Annotated in this window: 16 protein-coding genes; all 16 read right to left on the bottom strand. The window is 58.0% G+C overall.

Annotation, left to right across the window (positions count from 1 at the left end):
- Positions 1–54 precede the first annotated feature (54 nt).
- A complete protein-coding gene (locus BO1_RS40625) occupies positions 55–750 on the bottom strand; it encodes an SDR family NAD(P)-dependent oxidoreductase (protein ID WP_028222468.1) in 696 nt (231 codons plus the stop codon).
- Positions 751–811: 61 nt separating this feature from the next.
- The gene (locus BO1_RS40620; RefSeq protein ID WP_028222467.1) at positions 812–1,606 is read right to left on the bottom strand and encodes an enoyl-CoA hydratase/isomerase family protein; all 795 of its coding nucleotides are present in this window, start codon (positions 1,604–1,606) and stop codon (positions 812–814) included.
- 141 nt (positions 1,607–1,747) lie between these two features.
- On the bottom strand, positions 1,748–2,944 hold the full coding sequence (locus BO1_RS40615; protein ID WP_028222466.1) for an amidohydrolase family protein: 1,197 nt from the start codon (positions 2,942–2,944) through the stop codon (positions 1,748–1,750).
- Positions 2,945–3,095: 151 nt separating this feature from the next.
- Complete coding sequence (locus BO1_RS40610; RefSeq protein ID WP_028222465.1) at positions 3,096–4,226, bottom strand: acyl-CoA dehydrogenase family protein; 1,131 nt, start codon at positions 4,224–4,226, stop codon at positions 3,096–3,098.
- Between the two features lie 2 nt (positions 4,227–4,228).
- Entirely contained in the window at positions 4,229–5,431 is a 1,203-nt protein-coding gene (locus BO1_RS40605; RefSeq protein ID WP_028222464.1) for an acyl-CoA dehydrogenase family protein, read from the bottom strand.
- A gap of 72 nt (positions 5,432–5,503) precedes the next feature.
- A complete protein-coding gene (locus BO1_RS40600; protein WP_028222463.1) occupies positions 5,504–6,283 on the bottom strand; it encodes an enoyl-CoA hydratase/isomerase family protein in 780 nt (259 codons plus the stop codon).
- Positions 6,284–6,331: 48 nt separating this feature from the next.
- Positions 6,332–7,225: a crotonase/enoyl-CoA hydratase family protein gene (locus BO1_RS40595; protein ID WP_028222462.1), complete on the bottom strand. Its 894-nt coding sequence runs from the start codon at positions 7,223–7,225 to the stop codon at positions 6,332–6,334.
- A 33-nt stretch (positions 7,226–7,258) separates the two neighbouring features.
- Entirely contained in the window at positions 7,259–8,791 is a 1,533-nt protein-coding gene (locus tag BO1_RS40590) for a class I adenylate-forming enzyme family protein (RefSeq protein WP_028222461.1), read from the bottom strand.
- A gap of 33 nt (positions 8,792–8,824) precedes the next feature.
- The gene (locus BO1_RS54870) at positions 8,825–9,640 is read right to left on the bottom strand and encodes a 2-oxo acid dehydrogenase subunit E2 (RefSeq protein WP_084688667.1); all 816 of its coding nucleotides are present in this window, start codon (positions 9,638–9,640) and stop codon (positions 8,825–8,827) included.
- 51 nt (positions 9,641–9,691) lie between these two features.
- Positions 9,692–9,922: a biotin/lipoyl-containing protein gene (locus BO1_RS40580; protein ID WP_028222460.1), complete on the bottom strand. Its 231-nt coding sequence runs from the start codon at positions 9,920–9,922 to the stop codon at positions 9,692–9,694.
- A gap of 49 nt (positions 9,923–9,971) precedes the next feature.
- Entirely contained in the window at positions 9,972–10,964 is a 993-nt protein-coding gene (locus BO1_RS40575; protein WP_028222459.1) for an alpha-ketoacid dehydrogenase subunit beta, read from the bottom strand.
- Positions 10,961–11,947 (bottom strand): thiamine pyrophosphate-dependent dehydrogenase E1 component subunit alpha, encoded by a 987-nt coding sequence (locus BO1_RS40570; RefSeq protein ID WP_028222458.1) that lies wholly within the window; start codon positions 11,945–11,947, stop codon positions 10,961–10,963. The genes BO1_RS40575 and BO1_RS40570 overlap by 4 nt, the downstream gene beginning before the upstream one ends.
- Before the next feature lie 15 nt (positions 11,948–11,962).
- Positions 11,963–13,672, bottom strand: coding sequence for an FAD-binding protein (locus tag BO1_RS40565; protein WP_028222457.1), 1,710 nt, complete (start codon positions 13,670–13,672; stop codon positions 11,963–11,965).
- Positions 13,672–15,030 carry an aromatic ring-hydroxylating oxygenase subunit alpha gene (locus BO1_RS40560; protein ID WP_028222456.1) on the bottom strand — a complete coding sequence of 453 codons (1,359 nt, stop codon included), beginning with the start codon at positions 15,028–15,030 and terminating at the stop codon, positions 13,672–13,674. The genes BO1_RS40565 and BO1_RS40560 overlap by 1 nt, the downstream gene beginning before the upstream one ends.
- A gap of 155 nt (positions 15,031–15,185) precedes the next feature.
- Complete coding sequence (locus tag BO1_RS40555) at positions 15,186–15,383, bottom strand: hypothetical protein (RefSeq protein WP_156992675.1); 198 nt, start codon at positions 15,381–15,383, stop codon at positions 15,186–15,188.
- Between the two features lie 452 nt (positions 15,384–15,835).
- A partial coding sequence (locus BO1_RS61565) for a winged helix-turn-helix domain-containing protein (protein ID WP_245644034.1) occupies positions 15,836–16,558 on the bottom strand: 723 nt, incomplete at its 5' end.

The following is a 16,558-nucleotide window of genomic DNA, read 5'->3' as shown; positions in this document are numbered from 1 at the left end:
CGCGGCCTTGCGCGTCCCTGTGAGCCGTGCCGCAAATTCCGCGGCGATTCGCCGCTACATCCGCCCTGTGACCGGAATCAACGCACCGGTTACTCCCGATGCCGCCTGCGACGCGAGAAAGAGGATAACATTCGCAATTTCCTCTGGCCGCGCCCACCGGGCGAAGTCAGCATCAGGCATATCCTTGCGGTTTTGGGGCGTATCGATGATGCCCGGCAGGATTGCGTTAACCGTGATGAAACGACTCTTGAGTTCTTCAGCTAGCGCCTCGGTTAAACGCATTACACCCGATTTTGAGGCCGTGTACGCCCCCATTCCCAAGCCTGCCTTGAGCGCTGCGCCAGCGCCGATATTGATGATGCGCCCGCCATCCGGACCGTCGACAAAGTAGTCGAGCGCAGCCTTCGACGCTGTTGCCGCCGTACGCACGTTCATCTGATACATCCGATCCCACGTCTCGAGACTCCCTTCCGCTAGCGTTTCCCAACAGAAGCCCCCCGCTACATTGACGATCGCAGTTAGCTTGCCAAACTGACCAACAACTGCCGAAATAGCCGAGCGCGCCGCATCCAGGTCAGTGAGCTCGATCCCGCCTCGCCACCACGAAGCGTGCAGTTGCTCGGTGCCTAAACTCTCTGGTACCGGCGCTTTGTCAATTAGCGCTACCGTCCAACCGTTCTCCGCAAACACACGGCCCACAGTACGCCCCAGTATCCCGAATCCTCCAGTCACCACCACTACACGCTGCATATCCAATCGCTCCCTTGTTGCGCCTGGCGCCCCATCCACAGACGCCGAACGCTGAATACTCTTAACTTCCCTTGAACACCGGCTCACGTTTTTCGCGAAACGCGTTGACCGCCTCTTGATGGTCTTCTGTCAGGTTCGACAACGCCTCGTACGCAATCGACGCGTCGAGCATGGAATGCGCCAGTTGCTTCAACCCGATGTTGATCGACGCCTTGGTCCACTGGATGGCGCGCGCAGCGCCGTTCGCGAGGCGCTTCGCCATGACGTCGACAGCGGCATCCAGTTCGTCAGCCGGCAAGACATGATTAATGAGGCCCAGCCGCGCCGCCTCCTCTGCACTGACCAGGTCGCCCGTCAAGAGGTATTCCTTGGCCTTCGCGTAACCCACTAGCTGCGGCCAGATCACCGCGCCGCCATCGCCAGCCACGAAACCGACCTTCACGTGCGGATCGCCAATCTTCGCGTGGTCGGCCGCGTAGCTCAGATCCGAGAACAGCGCGATCGTCGCGCCAAGGCCAATTGCATGGCCGTTGATCTTCGCGATGACCGGCTTCGGACAATCGAGCATGGAAAAGACGATCTTTTTCGCGCGCTGCATCCCTTCGAGAAACAACGCCGGATTGTCGATCACTTTCTGCATAATCTCGATATCGCCGCCTGCGCTAAAAGCACGCCCCGCGCCCGTCAACACCACGACACGGGTTTCGGGATCCTCCGTGATATCGAGAAAGAGTCGTGACAGCTCGATATCCATGTGCTCATCGAACGCGTTCAACGTCTCTGGGCGGTTGAACGTAACAGTCAGCACGCCACCGTCGCGTTCGAGCACTAGCGCCTTATAGTCCGAAATATTCATGGCTAACTTTTTCACAAGGGAAAGGCGGCACGGCACCGCAGAAGTTTCTGCAGCCGTTGCCACACACTACGTTCGCGTTCGCGCTCGCGTGCGAATGCAGGGCGCGGCTCGACGCTCGCCCTGCGTACTGCATCGTTTCAATCAAACTTGCAACGGAATAAACCGACGACCGTTTTCGTACATAATCTTGCGCGTGTCCGATTCGGAGAGCGCACTACATGCTTCCGGAACGAAGTCCTTCGGTTCTGGAACACCTTCTGCATGCGGGTAGTCAGAGCCCATCAACAGGTAGTCCGACGAACCCGTTTGAGCAATGATCTGTGCAAGGTCATCTTCCGGATACGCGACTACGAAGATGTTTTCCTTGAAGATCTGGCTCGGTCGCTTCTTCAGCTGACCGCACGGCCAGTAACCATTCATTGCCATCCCCCGGCACTTGTCCATTTTGACAAGCATAGACGGCACCCACTCAGCTCCGTTTTCCGCGCTGCAAAGCTTGACACGCGGGAAACGCTCGAAGAAGTTATAAAAGATAAATGACGATAGTGTTTCAATCACTGGACGCTCGCTATACCCATGCATCCAGAGAAACGCGGTTTGACGCTGGCGCGACTGCTGCACCGGCTCGCCCCACACTGCCATATGATCCTTCATGTAGATCGCTTCCGACACATGGTACGTGACGCGCACACCGGCCTCGTTCAGGATCGACCAGAACGGATCGAAGTACGGATCAGCGGGTGAGCGACCGTTGACCGGTCCCATCGGCATCAGGACCACGCGCGCGCCGTTTGCGACGAGCCACTTGGCCTCGGCGACAGCCGTATCGAGATCGTCCAGTGTGACGACCGGCGTCGTGTAGATGCGATCCTGATAGTTGAAACCCCAGTCGTCCAGCATCCAACGATTGTATGCGTGCAGGACCGCATTCGAAGCGACAGGCTCACTGAGGTACGAAAGACAAGAAACCATCTCGCCGATGTACATCGTGCACGCCTCCACGCCGAACTCGTCCATCTTCTTAAGGCGCGCGTCGCGGGAATACATGTCCGGTGTCGGGGGAACGCGCATGTCGACATTGTCCTTACCTTCCTTCATCGCGCGCAGCCATTCGTGGAGCTTGCCCGGCGGCGGCACATGCCCATCTGCCGAGAAGTAGCCCTCGCTGATTTCCACCTTGCGATCGCCGACATACATGCAGCGGTTACCGTCTGCCATGACGCGACTAGTCAGCGACCAGTCTTTCTTGAATTTCTCGGGCAAGTAACGGCTGAATGCATCCTCGACTTCGTAAAAGTGCGTGTCTGCGTCGTAGATTTTCCCTTGATACGTTTCCATGAAATCTCTCCTGATTGTGGGGAGCGCTGCTGAAGATGCGCCCTTAAGAGCAGTATCTGCGCTAGAAGCCGGCAGAAAAACCCTCATATCAAATTCAAAAGCGCCGATATTAGTATGATATCGAGCGCCGGCGGCCAGCCTGTGCCATTACCTATGTCCGACTGCGCTCCGCAAAGCACTCGAGGTGAAAATCGATATCGCCGAACATCTTTTCCATCATGCTCATCTTGCGAAAATAGTGCCCGACCGGATATTCGTCCGTGAGACCCATCCCACCGTGCAACTGGATGCCCTGCGCGCAAACGAACCGATTGGCGCGCCCGGCGACGGCCTTTGCCGCAGAGATAACGCGACTGCGTTCGGCCGCCGGCCTCTTCAGGTGCGCAATCCCGCAGTACAGCATCGAGCGCGCCCCCTGCGTGGCGACGAACATCTCGGCCATGCGATGCTGCAACGCTTGGAACTTACCGATGGGCTGGCCGAATTGTGAGCGCCCCTTGATGTATTCCGCTGTCATGGTCATGACGGCCTCCATCACGCCTAGGCTCTCCGCCACGCTCGCAAGAATGGCAAGCTCCGTTGCTTCCGTGAGTACCGCTTCTGCACGCTGCGGCCCGACGATCAATGCGTCTTCACCGACCTCAACGTCGTGCAGATCGAAATCCGCGGCACGCGAGCCGTCGAGCAATTGGTACGGTCGCCAAGTCACACCGGGTGTGCGACGGTCGACGAGAAAGACACCCGTTCCTTGAGACTCGTCGTCAACTCGTGCAGTCACGAGCAGCGCGTCTGCCGAAGCACCGGCAATCACGAGCGTCTTCGCGCCGCTAATCAGGTAACCCGACGCAGTCTTGCGTGCGAATGTTTTCGCAGTGCACCCCACCTTATATCTGCTGCCCGCTTCGCTATCGGCTAGTGAGAGCAGGAGCTTACCCTCGATCACGGAAGGCAGCAGGGTCCCGCGCAAATGTTGGGCGTCGCCTCGCTCGATAATCGTTGCGCAGAGCAGCGCCGTCTGCACTACTGGCTCGAGCGCCAAGCCGTGGCCAAGCGCCTCCATCACGATCGCCGTCTCGACAAACGAACACCCGAGTCCACCAACGTCTTCAGGCATGGTTAGCCCGAGCCAGCCAAGCTCGGCGTAGGCGCTCCAATGCTCGCGACTGAAACCCTCTTGCCCGGCCGCAATGCGCGCACGTGCGTCGAATCCATATTCCTGCTGGACATAGCGCTCTGCGCCATCCTTCAACATCAATTGTTCTTCGGAGAAATTGAAGTCCATAACTAAAGTCCAAACGCCAGCTTGGCAATGATGTTCTTTTGCACTTCACGCGCGCCGCCGTAGATAGTCGATGCGCGAGTGATGAGATAGCTTGACGTGCGACCACCCACGTAATCAGGCCAACAATCGTCGACCAATGGTTCGACATCCGACTCAGCATGGTCCTCGAAGCGCATCACACGGGGGCCGAGAGCATCCATCTGGAGCTGTGTCACACGCTGCTGCATTTCCGAGCCACTGATCTTGAGTGCAGACACGACAGCATCGAGATTGCGCTCGCTCTTCTCTTCGGCAAGAATCCGGAGGACAGACCATTCAAGCGCAATCAGGTCAACTTCGATATCCGCCACCTTGCGCGCGAACCAGGGTGTATCGATTAGTCGCACACCGTCAACCATCTCCTCCGCGGCAATGTCCTTCGCACGTTGTAGTTCGCGTTTATTGAAGTACAGAAACGCGCTTGTCGTACGCTCCTTCTCAAGCAGGTACTTAGCATATGTCCACCCCATGCCCGGCTCTCCGACGAGATGCGCCTTTGGCACTCGGACATTCTCGAGGAACACCTCGTTCAGACCTCTTCCGCCCTCAATCGACACAATCGGACGTACAGTGATACCAGGGGTATCCATCTTGACGAGCAAGAACGAGATCCCTCGTTGCGGTTTGACTGTCGTGTCCGTCTTGACGAGGAAGAATCCCCAGTCTGAAATGGTCGCATCGCTGGTCCAGATCTTCTGACCATTAACAACGTACTCGTCGCCGTCCAGTACCGCGGTCGTTTTCAGGCCGGCGAGGTCCGAACCCGCGTTTGGCTCAGAGAACCCTTGACACCAGAATTCGTCCCCACTGAGAATTGGCGCGAGGAAGCGCTCCTTCTGCCAATCCGAGCCAAATGCGATGATGACTGGCGCTACCATATGTGTCGACTGCCAGCTGTAGTCCATGGCATCGGCGTTGTACAGTTCTTCCATGAAGATATGCTTGCGAAGCGCGCTCCAGTCGGTGCCACCAAACTTGACCGGCAAATGAGGAGCCCCCCAGCCACGATCGTGCAGTATTCGTTGCCATCTGCGAATGTCGTCGCGCGCAGGAGGATGCACGCCAACTCGCCACCGGCGTGAAATGTCGGCGGGCGCATTCTCCTTGAAGAACTGCCTGATTTCCTGCCGAAACAATTCGTCTTCGCTACTAAAATTGAAATCCATGCCTGATTCCTGAATCTCTTATTAACTCGTATATCAGCTTCCCGGACCCGCTGCGCCGCGCCCACACGCCTTCTATTGCCCCCTGAAAGCTGGCGCTCGCTTCTCCCGTGATGCCAGCCGCCCCTCCGCCGCGTCGTCTGAATTGACCGCAAGAGCCACCGCGTTCAGTTCCTGGGCAAGAAACTCCTCCATGGTGGCTGCATTCGAGCGGAAAAGTTGCTTCGTAAGCCCGATCGAAAATGTCGGCATCGCTGCAAGTTCCGCAGCCAGATGCTCTGACCTCTCGTTGAGTTGTGCGTCTTCGACATAGTGACTGGCTAGCCCCAGATCGAACGCTTCCTTGCCGGTGAGCTTACGGTTGAGATACATAATCTCCTTCGCGCGAAACTCCCCACAATGGCGCGCGAGCAGATGGACCATCCCCCCCTCGGGTAGGGTCGCACGCATCAAAAACGCCGGAATGAACTGGGCTGTATCCCCAACGACGAGTTGGTCTGCGCAAAGCGCAAACGTCCAGGCAATGCCAACGGCAGCACCGCGCACCGCCGCTACAACCGGCTTATTTAGGTTGTAGAGGCGAAGCGCGACTTTCTGATAGAAGGCCATTGACGCACGCGCATGTGCGACGCTCATCTGTTTCGGTGCTGCTCCGCTGCCCTTGATATCGGCACCTGCGCAAAAGGCGCGGCCTGCCCCCGTCAGAATAACCGCACGAATCTCGGCATCCTGTTCGATTCGGTCAAGGTGATCAAGCATCAGCGTCAGCATTTCAGGCGTCAGAGCGTTGAGCTTTTCGGGGCGGTTCAGGCACAGTGTCGCGACTGCACCGTTTAGTCTAAATTCAATATCCATGGCGTTTGGCCTTTCGTTTGAGTTGGGTGCCTTACTTCGGCAGTCAGATCAACTGCCGCGGGCATACAGTCGGATCATCCCGTCACCGAATGGCTCGTCGCGTCGCTTGAGCGCTTCCTTGAGGCCAACGGCTTCCATGTCCGCTTTGAACTGCGCGCGGCGCGGTCCCTGGCTTTGGTGTGCGCGTGCATCGTTCTCCACCGCGAGCCGCTGAAGTGTGTGCGAACCGGCAAGCTCTAGCCCAAGATTGACGATGCGCTTATTGGCTGTCAGCAGATCCGCGTCAACAAACGATAGACGGCGCGCGAGCTCGCCCACCTCCGAGTCGAGTTGCTCCACAGGCACCGCATCCATGACGAGACCGATCTTCGCCGCATCATGACCGGTGAGCGAGTCGCCGGACAGCAAGAGACGCTTCGCCCACTGTGGGCCAACGTGATAGAACCACATATGCGCGGGGGGAGAACCATTGGCGCGCGTGGCGGGAAAGCCGATTCTTGCGTTGTCGGCGGCAATTACCATATCGCATGCAAGCGCGATGTCCGTGCCCCCTGCAAGACAGTTCCCGTGAATCTGCGCGATGATCGGCTTGTGGATTTCGGCCATCAGATTGACGGTCTCCGCCTGACGTTCCATCGACCAGCAGTCATCGTCGAAACTTCGAATTAAGCCGCGATATTCAGCTCGACCAGTCGCGTCCGCTGCGCGGTCCGTATAGGTCGTCACGAGGTCGTAACCCGCACAGAAATCGCGGCCAGCTCCCGCTAGCACGATCACGTTGACTGACTTCAGATCGTCGGCTTCGAGCAGCGCTGCTTTGAGTTCCTGCAGTAGCAAATTGTTAATAGCATTGCGTTTGTCCGGACGATTTAGCGTGATTCGCGCGACACGCTCTGTCACATCAAATTCTATGCATTCCGAACTTTTTAGCCATTTTGCCATAGTCGATTCACTCCAAATGAGGCAGAGGCTGATTCACTGGGAAAACTGCTTGCGCAGCATCACCTTACTTATTTTTCCCGTCGGGAGCCTTGGCAGTTCGTCAACGAACTCTATGGCTTTCGGGCATTTGTAGTTCGCGATCAGCGTGCGGCAGAAGCCAATCAGTTCGGCTTCGCTCGTTTGCTGGCCGCGCCGTAGCACGACGATCGCTTTTACACATTCGCCCCACTTCTCATCTGGTACGCCTATCACAGCAACATCGACGACGGCGGGATGCGCCGCCAATGCATCTTCGACTTCGCGGCTGTAAATATTCTCTCCACCGGAAATGATCATGTCCTTCTTCCGATCGACGAGGAAAATGTAGCCATCTTTGTCCTGGTAGCCCATGTCGCCCGAACGGTACCAACCATCGCGGAGTGCTTCCACGGTCGCCGCGGTGTTATTCCAGTAAAAGCTAAACTGTGTCTCCGAGCGCAACCACACCTCGCCAGTCAGGCCCCTCGGCAAGTCATTACCGTGATCGTCGACGATTCGCAGCTGGATTCCCGGACACGGCCGACCAACGGAAGCGAGGCGGCGGATCTCCTCGGGCGTGCCGCGCGGCTTGACTTCATGTGCTGGCAGCCAGCACCCATTGCTTTCCGTCATACCATATTGGACCGAGAACACGGGGCCGAGCACTTCGATGCCGCGCACGAGCAGCGGCGGTGGCACCGGCGCCGCCGCAGTGACGATGTTCTCGACCGTCGACAGGTCATGGGACAGAAGTTCCGGCTCGTCAAGCACGGCTTGGAGCATAGCGGCAACCATGAACGTAAAGGTAATACCCTCCTTTTCAATCGTCTCGAGCATTCTCTTTGGCTCAAAGTTACGATGCACTACAGTCGTGCCGCCAACCCAGGCCGCCGAGTTCACAAAACCAATGCCTCCCACGTGGAAAGCGGGAGTGGTTTGCAGCACGCGCGTCCTCCCGGAAAACTCCGACACAAGCGTGCAATAGCTCGCCGACTTACACATGGCGTCATGTGTGCGCACTACACCTTTTGGACGCCCCGTAGTACCGCTCGTGTACATCAAGTATGCGTAATCTTCCGGATTCGAGCGGATTGGCGGCCCTTCTACCTGGCCGGCTTCCATGATCGCCTCGAATGACACGGCCCAGTCCGGCGCGTCCCCAATGCAGATGTAGTGCTCGATCTCGGGCAGTTGCGAACGCAGTCCGTCCACGACGTCGGCATACTGAGCCTCGAAAACGAGCGCCTTGGGCGCTGCGTCCTCGAGGATGTAAAGAATCTCCGCGGGCGCCAGCCGGAAATTGACCGTCGCCAGAATGAAGCCTGCCCACTCGCACGCGCGGTAGCTCTCGTAATACTCCGCGCAATTCATCGCGAGGATCGCAACCCGGTCCTGGCGTCGCAAGCCGCGGTCATATAGTGCTCCCGAAAATCGGCGCGCACGTTCAGCCAGCTGACTGTGTGTTAGTCGCCGTTCGGCGTACACAAGCGCCGTTTGGTCGGCATGCAAGCGAGCGTTTCGCTCAATCATCTCGCCAAGGGTTCTCATATCAATCCCGTCGTTGTTTTGTCACACCGTTCTCTAGCCTGCGAGCGCCTGCGGATCGGCCAGCACGGTGCCAATGAATGCAGCGAAACGCGCCGCGTCAGCCCCGTTGATTACGCGGTGATCGTAGCTGAGCGAAAGGGGGAGCATCTTGCGCCAGTTAATGCCCCCATCCTCCGCCGGTGCAGCCGTCAGTCGCGTTTTGGTCACACCGAGAATCGCCACTTCCGGCGCGTTGACAATAGGCGTAAAGCCCGTGCCACCAAAGCCGCCGAGCGAGCTGATCGAAAAGCAGCCGCCCGACATTTCCGCCATTGAGAGTCCCTTTTCGCGTGCCTTCTGCGAAATCGCCGCAAGTTCAGTCGCGAGCTCTTCGACGCTCTTCTTGTCGCAATCGCGCAGCACCGGCACAAGCAATCCAAAGCGCGTGTCCACTGCGACGCCAATGTGAAAGTACTTTTTCAGGACGATATTTTTGCCGTCCCCGTCGAGCGATGCATTGAATTGCGGGAACTCCTGCAAGGCGCGCACCACGGCTTTGATGAGGAAGACCAATGGTGTGAGCTTCACAGTCGCGTTATCCTCGTTGCGCGCCTTGCGATAGCCTTCGAGTCGCGTGATGTCCGCATCGTCGTGGTGGGTCACATGGGGAATCGTCAGCCAGTTGCGAGTCAGGAACGCCCCTGTGAGCTTCTGGATGCGCGGCACAGGCTTGATCTCCACCTCGCCGTATTCAGCGAAATCTATATGTGGCCACGGCGGCAGATTCGCACCAAAAGCAGGAGCTCGGGTTTCGCCGAGGTCTGTATTCGTATTGGCCTGCGGCCGGTTAGCAACGGATTCGACACTCATCGCGGAAGCCTCTTCGAACGACTATTGAATAGCGTAGTGGCCCGTGGCCAATCAGACGATTTCCGCCAGCACGGTGCCCACGGAATACACTTCGCCGACCTGGGCAACGATGCGCAACGTGCCCGAGGCCGGCGACTCAACCTCCTGAATGGACTTGTCGCTCTCGAGTGCATAGAGAATCTGACCTTCGCTCACGGTTGCACCATCTTCGACCAGCCATTCGGCCAGCGTACCTTCGTTCATCGAAAATCCCAGTTTGGGAAGCAGAACTTGTGTGGTCATGATCTTGCTCTACTAATGACAGGATGGAAATTGGGGGAATAATGTGGCGTTATTGCAGCACGGCGCGAATCGCGGTCTCGATTTCGGTCACGCCCGGAACGAACGCATCTTCGAGCGGCTTCGAGAACGGTACGGGGCAGAACTGGGAACCAACCCGCTGGACCGGTGCCTTTAGTTCGCGGAATAGCGACTCGTAGATGCGTGCAGCGATTTCCGCACCGACTCCGAATGGCTTCACAGCTTCATGAACGACCACTGCGCGCCCCGTTTTAGCCACTGAGGTAAGGATGGTTTCTGTATCCAAAGGCGAGACAGTACGCAAATCAATTACTTCGCAGGCTATACCACTCTTGTCGAGCGCCTCTGCCGCAGCCATGACCTCTTGCACGCGGCGGCTGTAGCTGATAACCGTAACGTCTGTGCCCGCGCGCACCACGTTGGCCTTGCCAAGCGGGATTGGCACGCCCCGCTCCGGAGCATTGCCCGGGTTCCAGTAGGACGGCATGTTTTCAATGAACAGGCACGGATCGTCGTCCCGAATACACGAGAGCATCAGACCGTACGCGTCAGCCGGATTCGAGGGTGCAACAACCTTAATGCCTGCAACGTGGGCGAACCACGCTTCAAGATAGTCCGCGTGCTGGCCACCGGTCCCGAACCCCGCTCCCGTCATCGTGCGAATGACCATAGGGACATGGGTCTGCCCCCCTGACATGAATCGAAGTTTCGCAGCGTGATTCACGATCATGTCCATTGCCACGGTGGTAAAATTCATCAGCATGATTTCCGCCACTGGCCGCATACCGACGATCGACGCGCCAATTGCCGCCCCGATGATTGCCTGCTCCGAGATCGGCGTTGAGCGCACACGTGAACTTCCATATTTCGACGATAGACCCTTGGTCACGCCGACAATTCCACCTTCCTGATCGTCAGCAACATCTTCTCCAAGCACGATTACGTTCGCATCGGCCGCCATGGCGTCGTCAAGCGCCAAGTTAACCGCCTGAATCGTGTTGATGTTAGTGGCCGTCTGACTCATGCAAGCACCTCGTCCTTGAAAATGTCACGCCGAAGCTCGACGACGTCCGGATAGTCGCTCGCCAAAGCGAAAGCAACTGCGGCGTCAATTTGCGCCTCGTGGCTTGTTTCCATCGCAGCGAGTTGCTCTTCGCTCGCGTGCTTCGAATCGATAAGCCACTGCCTGAAAAGAGGCACGGGATCCTTCGCGACCCACGCGGCTTTTTCGTGCCTGTCCATATAGCCGTCTGCGTCGCCTAGCACGTGGCCGTGAAATCGAAACGTATTCGCTTCGATAAGGGTCGGCCCATCACCATTACGCGCACGCTCGACGGCCTCGCGTGCGACCTTGTGCATTGCGACCGGATCGTTGCCATTTACGGTCACACCGGGCATCTGGTACGCCACGGCGCGCTGCGCGATATTGGGAACAGACGTGCCATATGCATACTTCGTGTGTTCTGCGTAGCCATTGTTCTGGCACACGAAAATCACCGGCAGCTTCCACACCGAAGCCATGTTCAGCGACTCGTGAAATGCGCCGATGTTCGACGCGCCGTCGCCGAAATAAGCCACAGCCACGCGCGGCTCGCCACGAATCTGTGCTGCGAGTGCGAGGCCATTCGCGATTGGCATCGAGCTGCCCACGATACCGGTCGTCACCATCACGCCGGAAGCGGGATGGGTGACGTGCATTGGGCCTCCCTTGCCCTTGCACGTCCCGGTGACTCGCCCCCCAAGTTCGGCCCAGAGTTCCTTGAGCGGTACGCCCTTGGCGATCATGTCATGAATGCCACGATAGATGGTGCAAATATAGTCGTCGTCACTAAGGCATACTGACATTGCTGCAGGAATCACTTCCTGGCCGCGCGGAGAGTAATACGGCATTACCAACTTGCCAGACTTGATAACAGCACGAAAGCGTTCATCGTTCTGCTTGATAAGCGCCATTCGGCGGTAGATATCGACCAGCGTGTCACTACTGGGCGGCTGATAGGTATTCATGCTGCTTCCCCTTGATCACCAGATCTTTTCCACACCGCTGGCATGCAAAGCGGCGATGTAACCGAATACGAATGAGGCTCCAATGCTGCTACCAGCGCCCGGGTAGCAGCGACCAACAACAGACGCTGTGCAATTACCTGTTGCATATAGGCCAGCGATAGGCACCCCGTCCTCTCTCAACACTCGCGCAAATTCGTCAGTGACCAGTCCACCCGCGGTGCCGACGTCGCCAGGATACATGCGCACGGCGTAGAAAGGACCCTCTTCGATCGGCCCGAGGTTCGGATTAGGCTTGATAGTGGGGTCGCCGTGGCAGCGGTCGAACGCACGCGATCCTCGCCCGTAGTCCGCGTCGACGCCAGTCCTGCAAAAGCCATTGAAGCGCTGCACCGTAGCGAGCAATCCAGCTCTGTCAATGCCGCACTTCGAAGCCAGCTCTTCGAGCGTCTCCGCCTTGATCATGTAGCCGCTGTCGAGCCACTGCTTCGGAATCTTCCCGGGAGCCGCGGTACCCCATGGGTAGTACCTGCGCTGGCGGCTATCCATGACAACCCACGCTGGAACAGCTTTGCCCGTCTCCTTGTGACGCTCGTACATGCGCTGGCCAATTTCCATGTAGGCGCCTGCCTCATCGCAGAAGCGCACACCGTCCTGATCGACCATAATTGAATACGGCAGCGACAGGTCTAGGTGGTGTATGAACGGGAGCGGTGACCCGTCGGCTGCCCGTGCACCTTCTGGTAGCGCTTCGCCGGGCCCGAGCGACGTCACCACCCACCACGCTTCCTCCATGCAATCGACAGCACCGCCTAGCCGCATGGCGGCTAGGAGAATCTCGCCCGTGTCACCCGGATTCGCATTCGTCCAGTTGGCAGAAGAAGGTTGCGGCTGGTATTTACGACGCATTTCAGCGTTACGGGAGAACCCGCCCGTATTGAGCAATACGCCTTCACGGGCATGCACCCGCAACTTCCGTCCATCGCGCATGGCGACGACACCCGTCACCCTTCCGTCCTCAACGATCAAGTCGCGCACCGGCGTGTCTGTCCATATTGGCACGTTAGCGCGCAGCGCCATCTGCAGCATGCGCCCCTGAATTGCCGCGCCGTTCGCGACAATTTCCTTGCCGGCGATCTTCTGGTAGAGCATGCGGCCGGCGAGTTGCATCGCCTTGCGCTTACCACCCCATGTCCGCTTCATTAGAAAGAGTTGGGGGTATTCGTCAGAGTTGGCCGGCAGCGAAGCGCCCTTATACCGTGACAGACGCGGCGCCCATTCGCCGAGTTCCTTCACGTCGAACAGCTTCGCCAGCAGCGAGCGACCGCGCGGCTCCCCTCCGGGCAGCGTGTCATAGTAATCGGACCAACCGTCCGCATACACGAACTGCATGCCTTGCTGCTCGAGAAACTCAGCCATCTTTGGTCCGGCCCGCAGATAAGCTTCGCGTCGCATCGCAGAAGTGCCAGGCCCTTGATAGGTCACTGCCGCGTCGAAGTACCGGCGCGCACGTTCGTACGAATCGCTCACCCCTTGCCGCTTCATCACGTGATTGTTCGGCAACCACCAGACGCCACCGGAATAGCCCGTTGACCCGCCCACCTTCGACTGCTTCTCGATGATCAGCGCTTCCTTGCCCATCGACTTGCAGGCGAGTGCCGAGCACATCGAGCCGCCGCCGCTACCTACCACCACGAAATCGTAGACTACGTCCCAGTTCGCAGACATCACGCCTCCTGCGCGATGAATTCACGCAGCGCACGATGGAAGTTCGACACCGCTGTTTCCTGCTGCGGATTCGTCCGCGAACCCTTGAAGCCACGCGATTTCATGCCCTGCTGCACATTAATCATGTTCTGGAAGTCCTGCCACAGGATCAGACCGAAATTCTCAAGCGCGTTCTCCTTCCAGTCGTTTTCTCCATAGTAAAACTCGCGTTTCAACGGCGGCTCCGCGCCCGGTGCGAAGCGCTGCAGCGACCAGATGTCGTAGATGCACGAGTCTGGATTGTCGCCGTCAGGCCGTGCGCGATAGAACAACGCGCCGTCCGGGTACGGAAGAAATACGAGGTTCGGGAAAACGTGCCAGTCCGCGCCAGCGCGCCCCATCTGCTCGAACGAAATATCGGGCCAGCCCGCACCGTCGGCAAGTGCTGCTTCACGCTGGAATTCCAATGCCTTCGCGAGCACTTCGAACTGGTTTCCTGAGGGCGGCATTTCGTACATGAGGCGCTTCGCGGCTTCGTAGTCGCGAGCTGTATTGATAGCCTTCAGCGTCTCTTCCATGACCCGGAAAAAGCTCACAAGTCCTTGGCGCACGTCTTCAGGCATCGGCTTACCAGTTCGCGGTGAAGGCGCTCCGATCATACGTGTCGCCGTCGAGTAGCCAAACATGCCGTGGCGGCCGTAGGCGAAACTACGCGTAACGTCGTCGCCAACGATATCGAGCAGTTGCGAATGCGTCGCTGCGACGTGGTAGCCCTCATTGAAGGCTTCGAGCGCGACCTTCCAATTGCACGGCAGGCGAATCGACTTGTACCAGCGGTAACGCATTTTTTCGAACTCGAAGCAGTTCGTGATCTCCGGCACCGGGTCGAGAAATTTCGCGAGTGGCTCCGCGCGGGTATCCATATTGATAAAAACAAAGCCCCCCCAAGTATCGACCAGCACGTCCGCAAGACGGAGATCGTCGTCAGTCATTTCCTGGCAACCGTCCCAGTCTTGCCGGTCGAGCACTCGCGCGAGGCTGCCATCCAAATTCCACTGCCATCCGTGATACGCGCAGTGGAACTTCGCAGCTTTACCGCAGCCGTTAGTCAAACGACGACCCCGATGCTGGCAGACGTTGAAGAAAGCCTTGATCTCCGCTGCCGCTGTTCGCACCACGATGACCGACTCGCCCGCCACATCGAAGGTCACGTAGTCGCCAACGTTGGTGATCTCCTCGAGGCGGCAGGCGACCTGCCACACGCGCGGCCATAGGCGTTCATTCTCTCGCTCGAGGAATTGCTTCGACAGATAGCTATCCTTCGGAACAAAATCGAGGCGGACCGTCTGTTCACCCAAATTTCGACTTCCGTTATGCATTGCGATCTCCGTTGTGTTTTTCTGCGGAAACACCAGTTGCGCCTGGTTACACTGCGGCACTCAATCACCAAACTTTATGCAACTAGTAGTTCAATTAATGTGCGCGTGGTTCGGATGGTGGCGCACATCGAGGTCGATGTCAACCCGGGCGAACATCAGTCGACTGCTACGGGCAGAACAGACTCGGCTCCGAAGAGGTTAGCGATGAATCCGTAGTCAACTGCCTCCAGTTTCAACACTTCCACGTCCTTGTCGAATGTGTACATGACCAGAAGCGAGCAGACCTCGGGAGAACCGAAGAAAGCCAAACTCAGAAGTTGTCCACCACCAATCAACGCCGGAGCCGGAGGCATGAAATTTCTGCCCATGACCGGGGACGTGCAATTACATTTGCCATGTAGGCGTCGGAACCGAGAAAAGGATCGTGATTCGTAGCGGCGACAGCATGTCGTCGCTCTAGATCGAGGGCACAATCGGCAATTTACCGACCTGATGCGAAGCCGCGATCGGAACGCTGAGCTGCAACGCGTGCTGGGCGAGAAAGCCGAAGTCATTCTCGACGAGTTTATCGGCTGACCGAGGATGCTGACTTTCTGTTCGCTATCCGAACCATTGCCGGGTAACGATGTACCTATGCCTATCGCCACGTGACGGCATTTGTGAGTCGCTAGCGACACAACTAGTGTAGTGAGTTTGAAATTCGCTCCATATTGATTTCGCTGTGTGCCGGCAACGAAAAGCCGCTTGAAAAGGCGTTCAGATCGAATCCGCATTCGCAATGTTCTTCAAGCCAACATGGCGCCTCCTAGACTTTTCCTCTTTCGATCCGATCGAGCCGGTAACCGTAGCCATAAATCGGCATCAGTCGATAACCACTCTCGGGACGCAGGCCGAGCTTCGTGCGTACCATCGACACGTGTGTGTCCATCGAGCGCGAGGGAATGCCGGGACCCTGTTTCCAGATCGCATCGAGGATATGCGAGCGCGACAGCGGCCGGCTCAAATGCCTGAAAAACAGGAGCGCGAGCGCGAACTCCTTATGCGTCAGTGTGACGGAATTACCGCGCACAAAAACACGCTCCGAGTCACACTCGAATTCGTAATCGCCGAACACCTCCCTCTCGGCCACGGGCTCGCTCGGATTCTGGCCGCGCAGCAGTATGCCAACGCGCGCGAGCGGCGCCGGAACACTCAACGGTTTGACGAGACGATCGTCGGCGTCGGCGTCGGCGTCGGCGTCGGCGTCGGTGTCGGTGTCGGTGTCGGTGTCGGTGTCGGTGTCGGTGTCGGTGTCGGTGTCGGTGTCGGTGTCGGTGTCGGTGTCGGTGTCGGTGTCGGTGTCGGTGTCGGTGTCGGTGTCGGTGTCGGTGTCGGTGTCGGTGTCGGTGTCGGTGTCGGTGTCGGTGTCGGTGTCGGTGTCGGTGTCGGTGTCGGTGTCGGTGTCGGTGTCGGTGTCGGTGTCGGTGTCGGTGTCGGTGTCGGTGTCGGTGTCGGTGTCGGTGTCGGTGTCGGTGTCGGTGTCGGTGTC

The organism is Paraburkholderia oxyphila NBRC 105797, from assembly GCF_000685075.1.
GTDB classification, from domain to species: Bacteria; Pseudomonadota; Gammaproteobacteria; order Burkholderiales; family Burkholderiaceae; genus Paraburkholderia; species Paraburkholderia oxyphila.
This window is presented reverse-complemented; position numbering and strand designations above follow the sequence as displayed.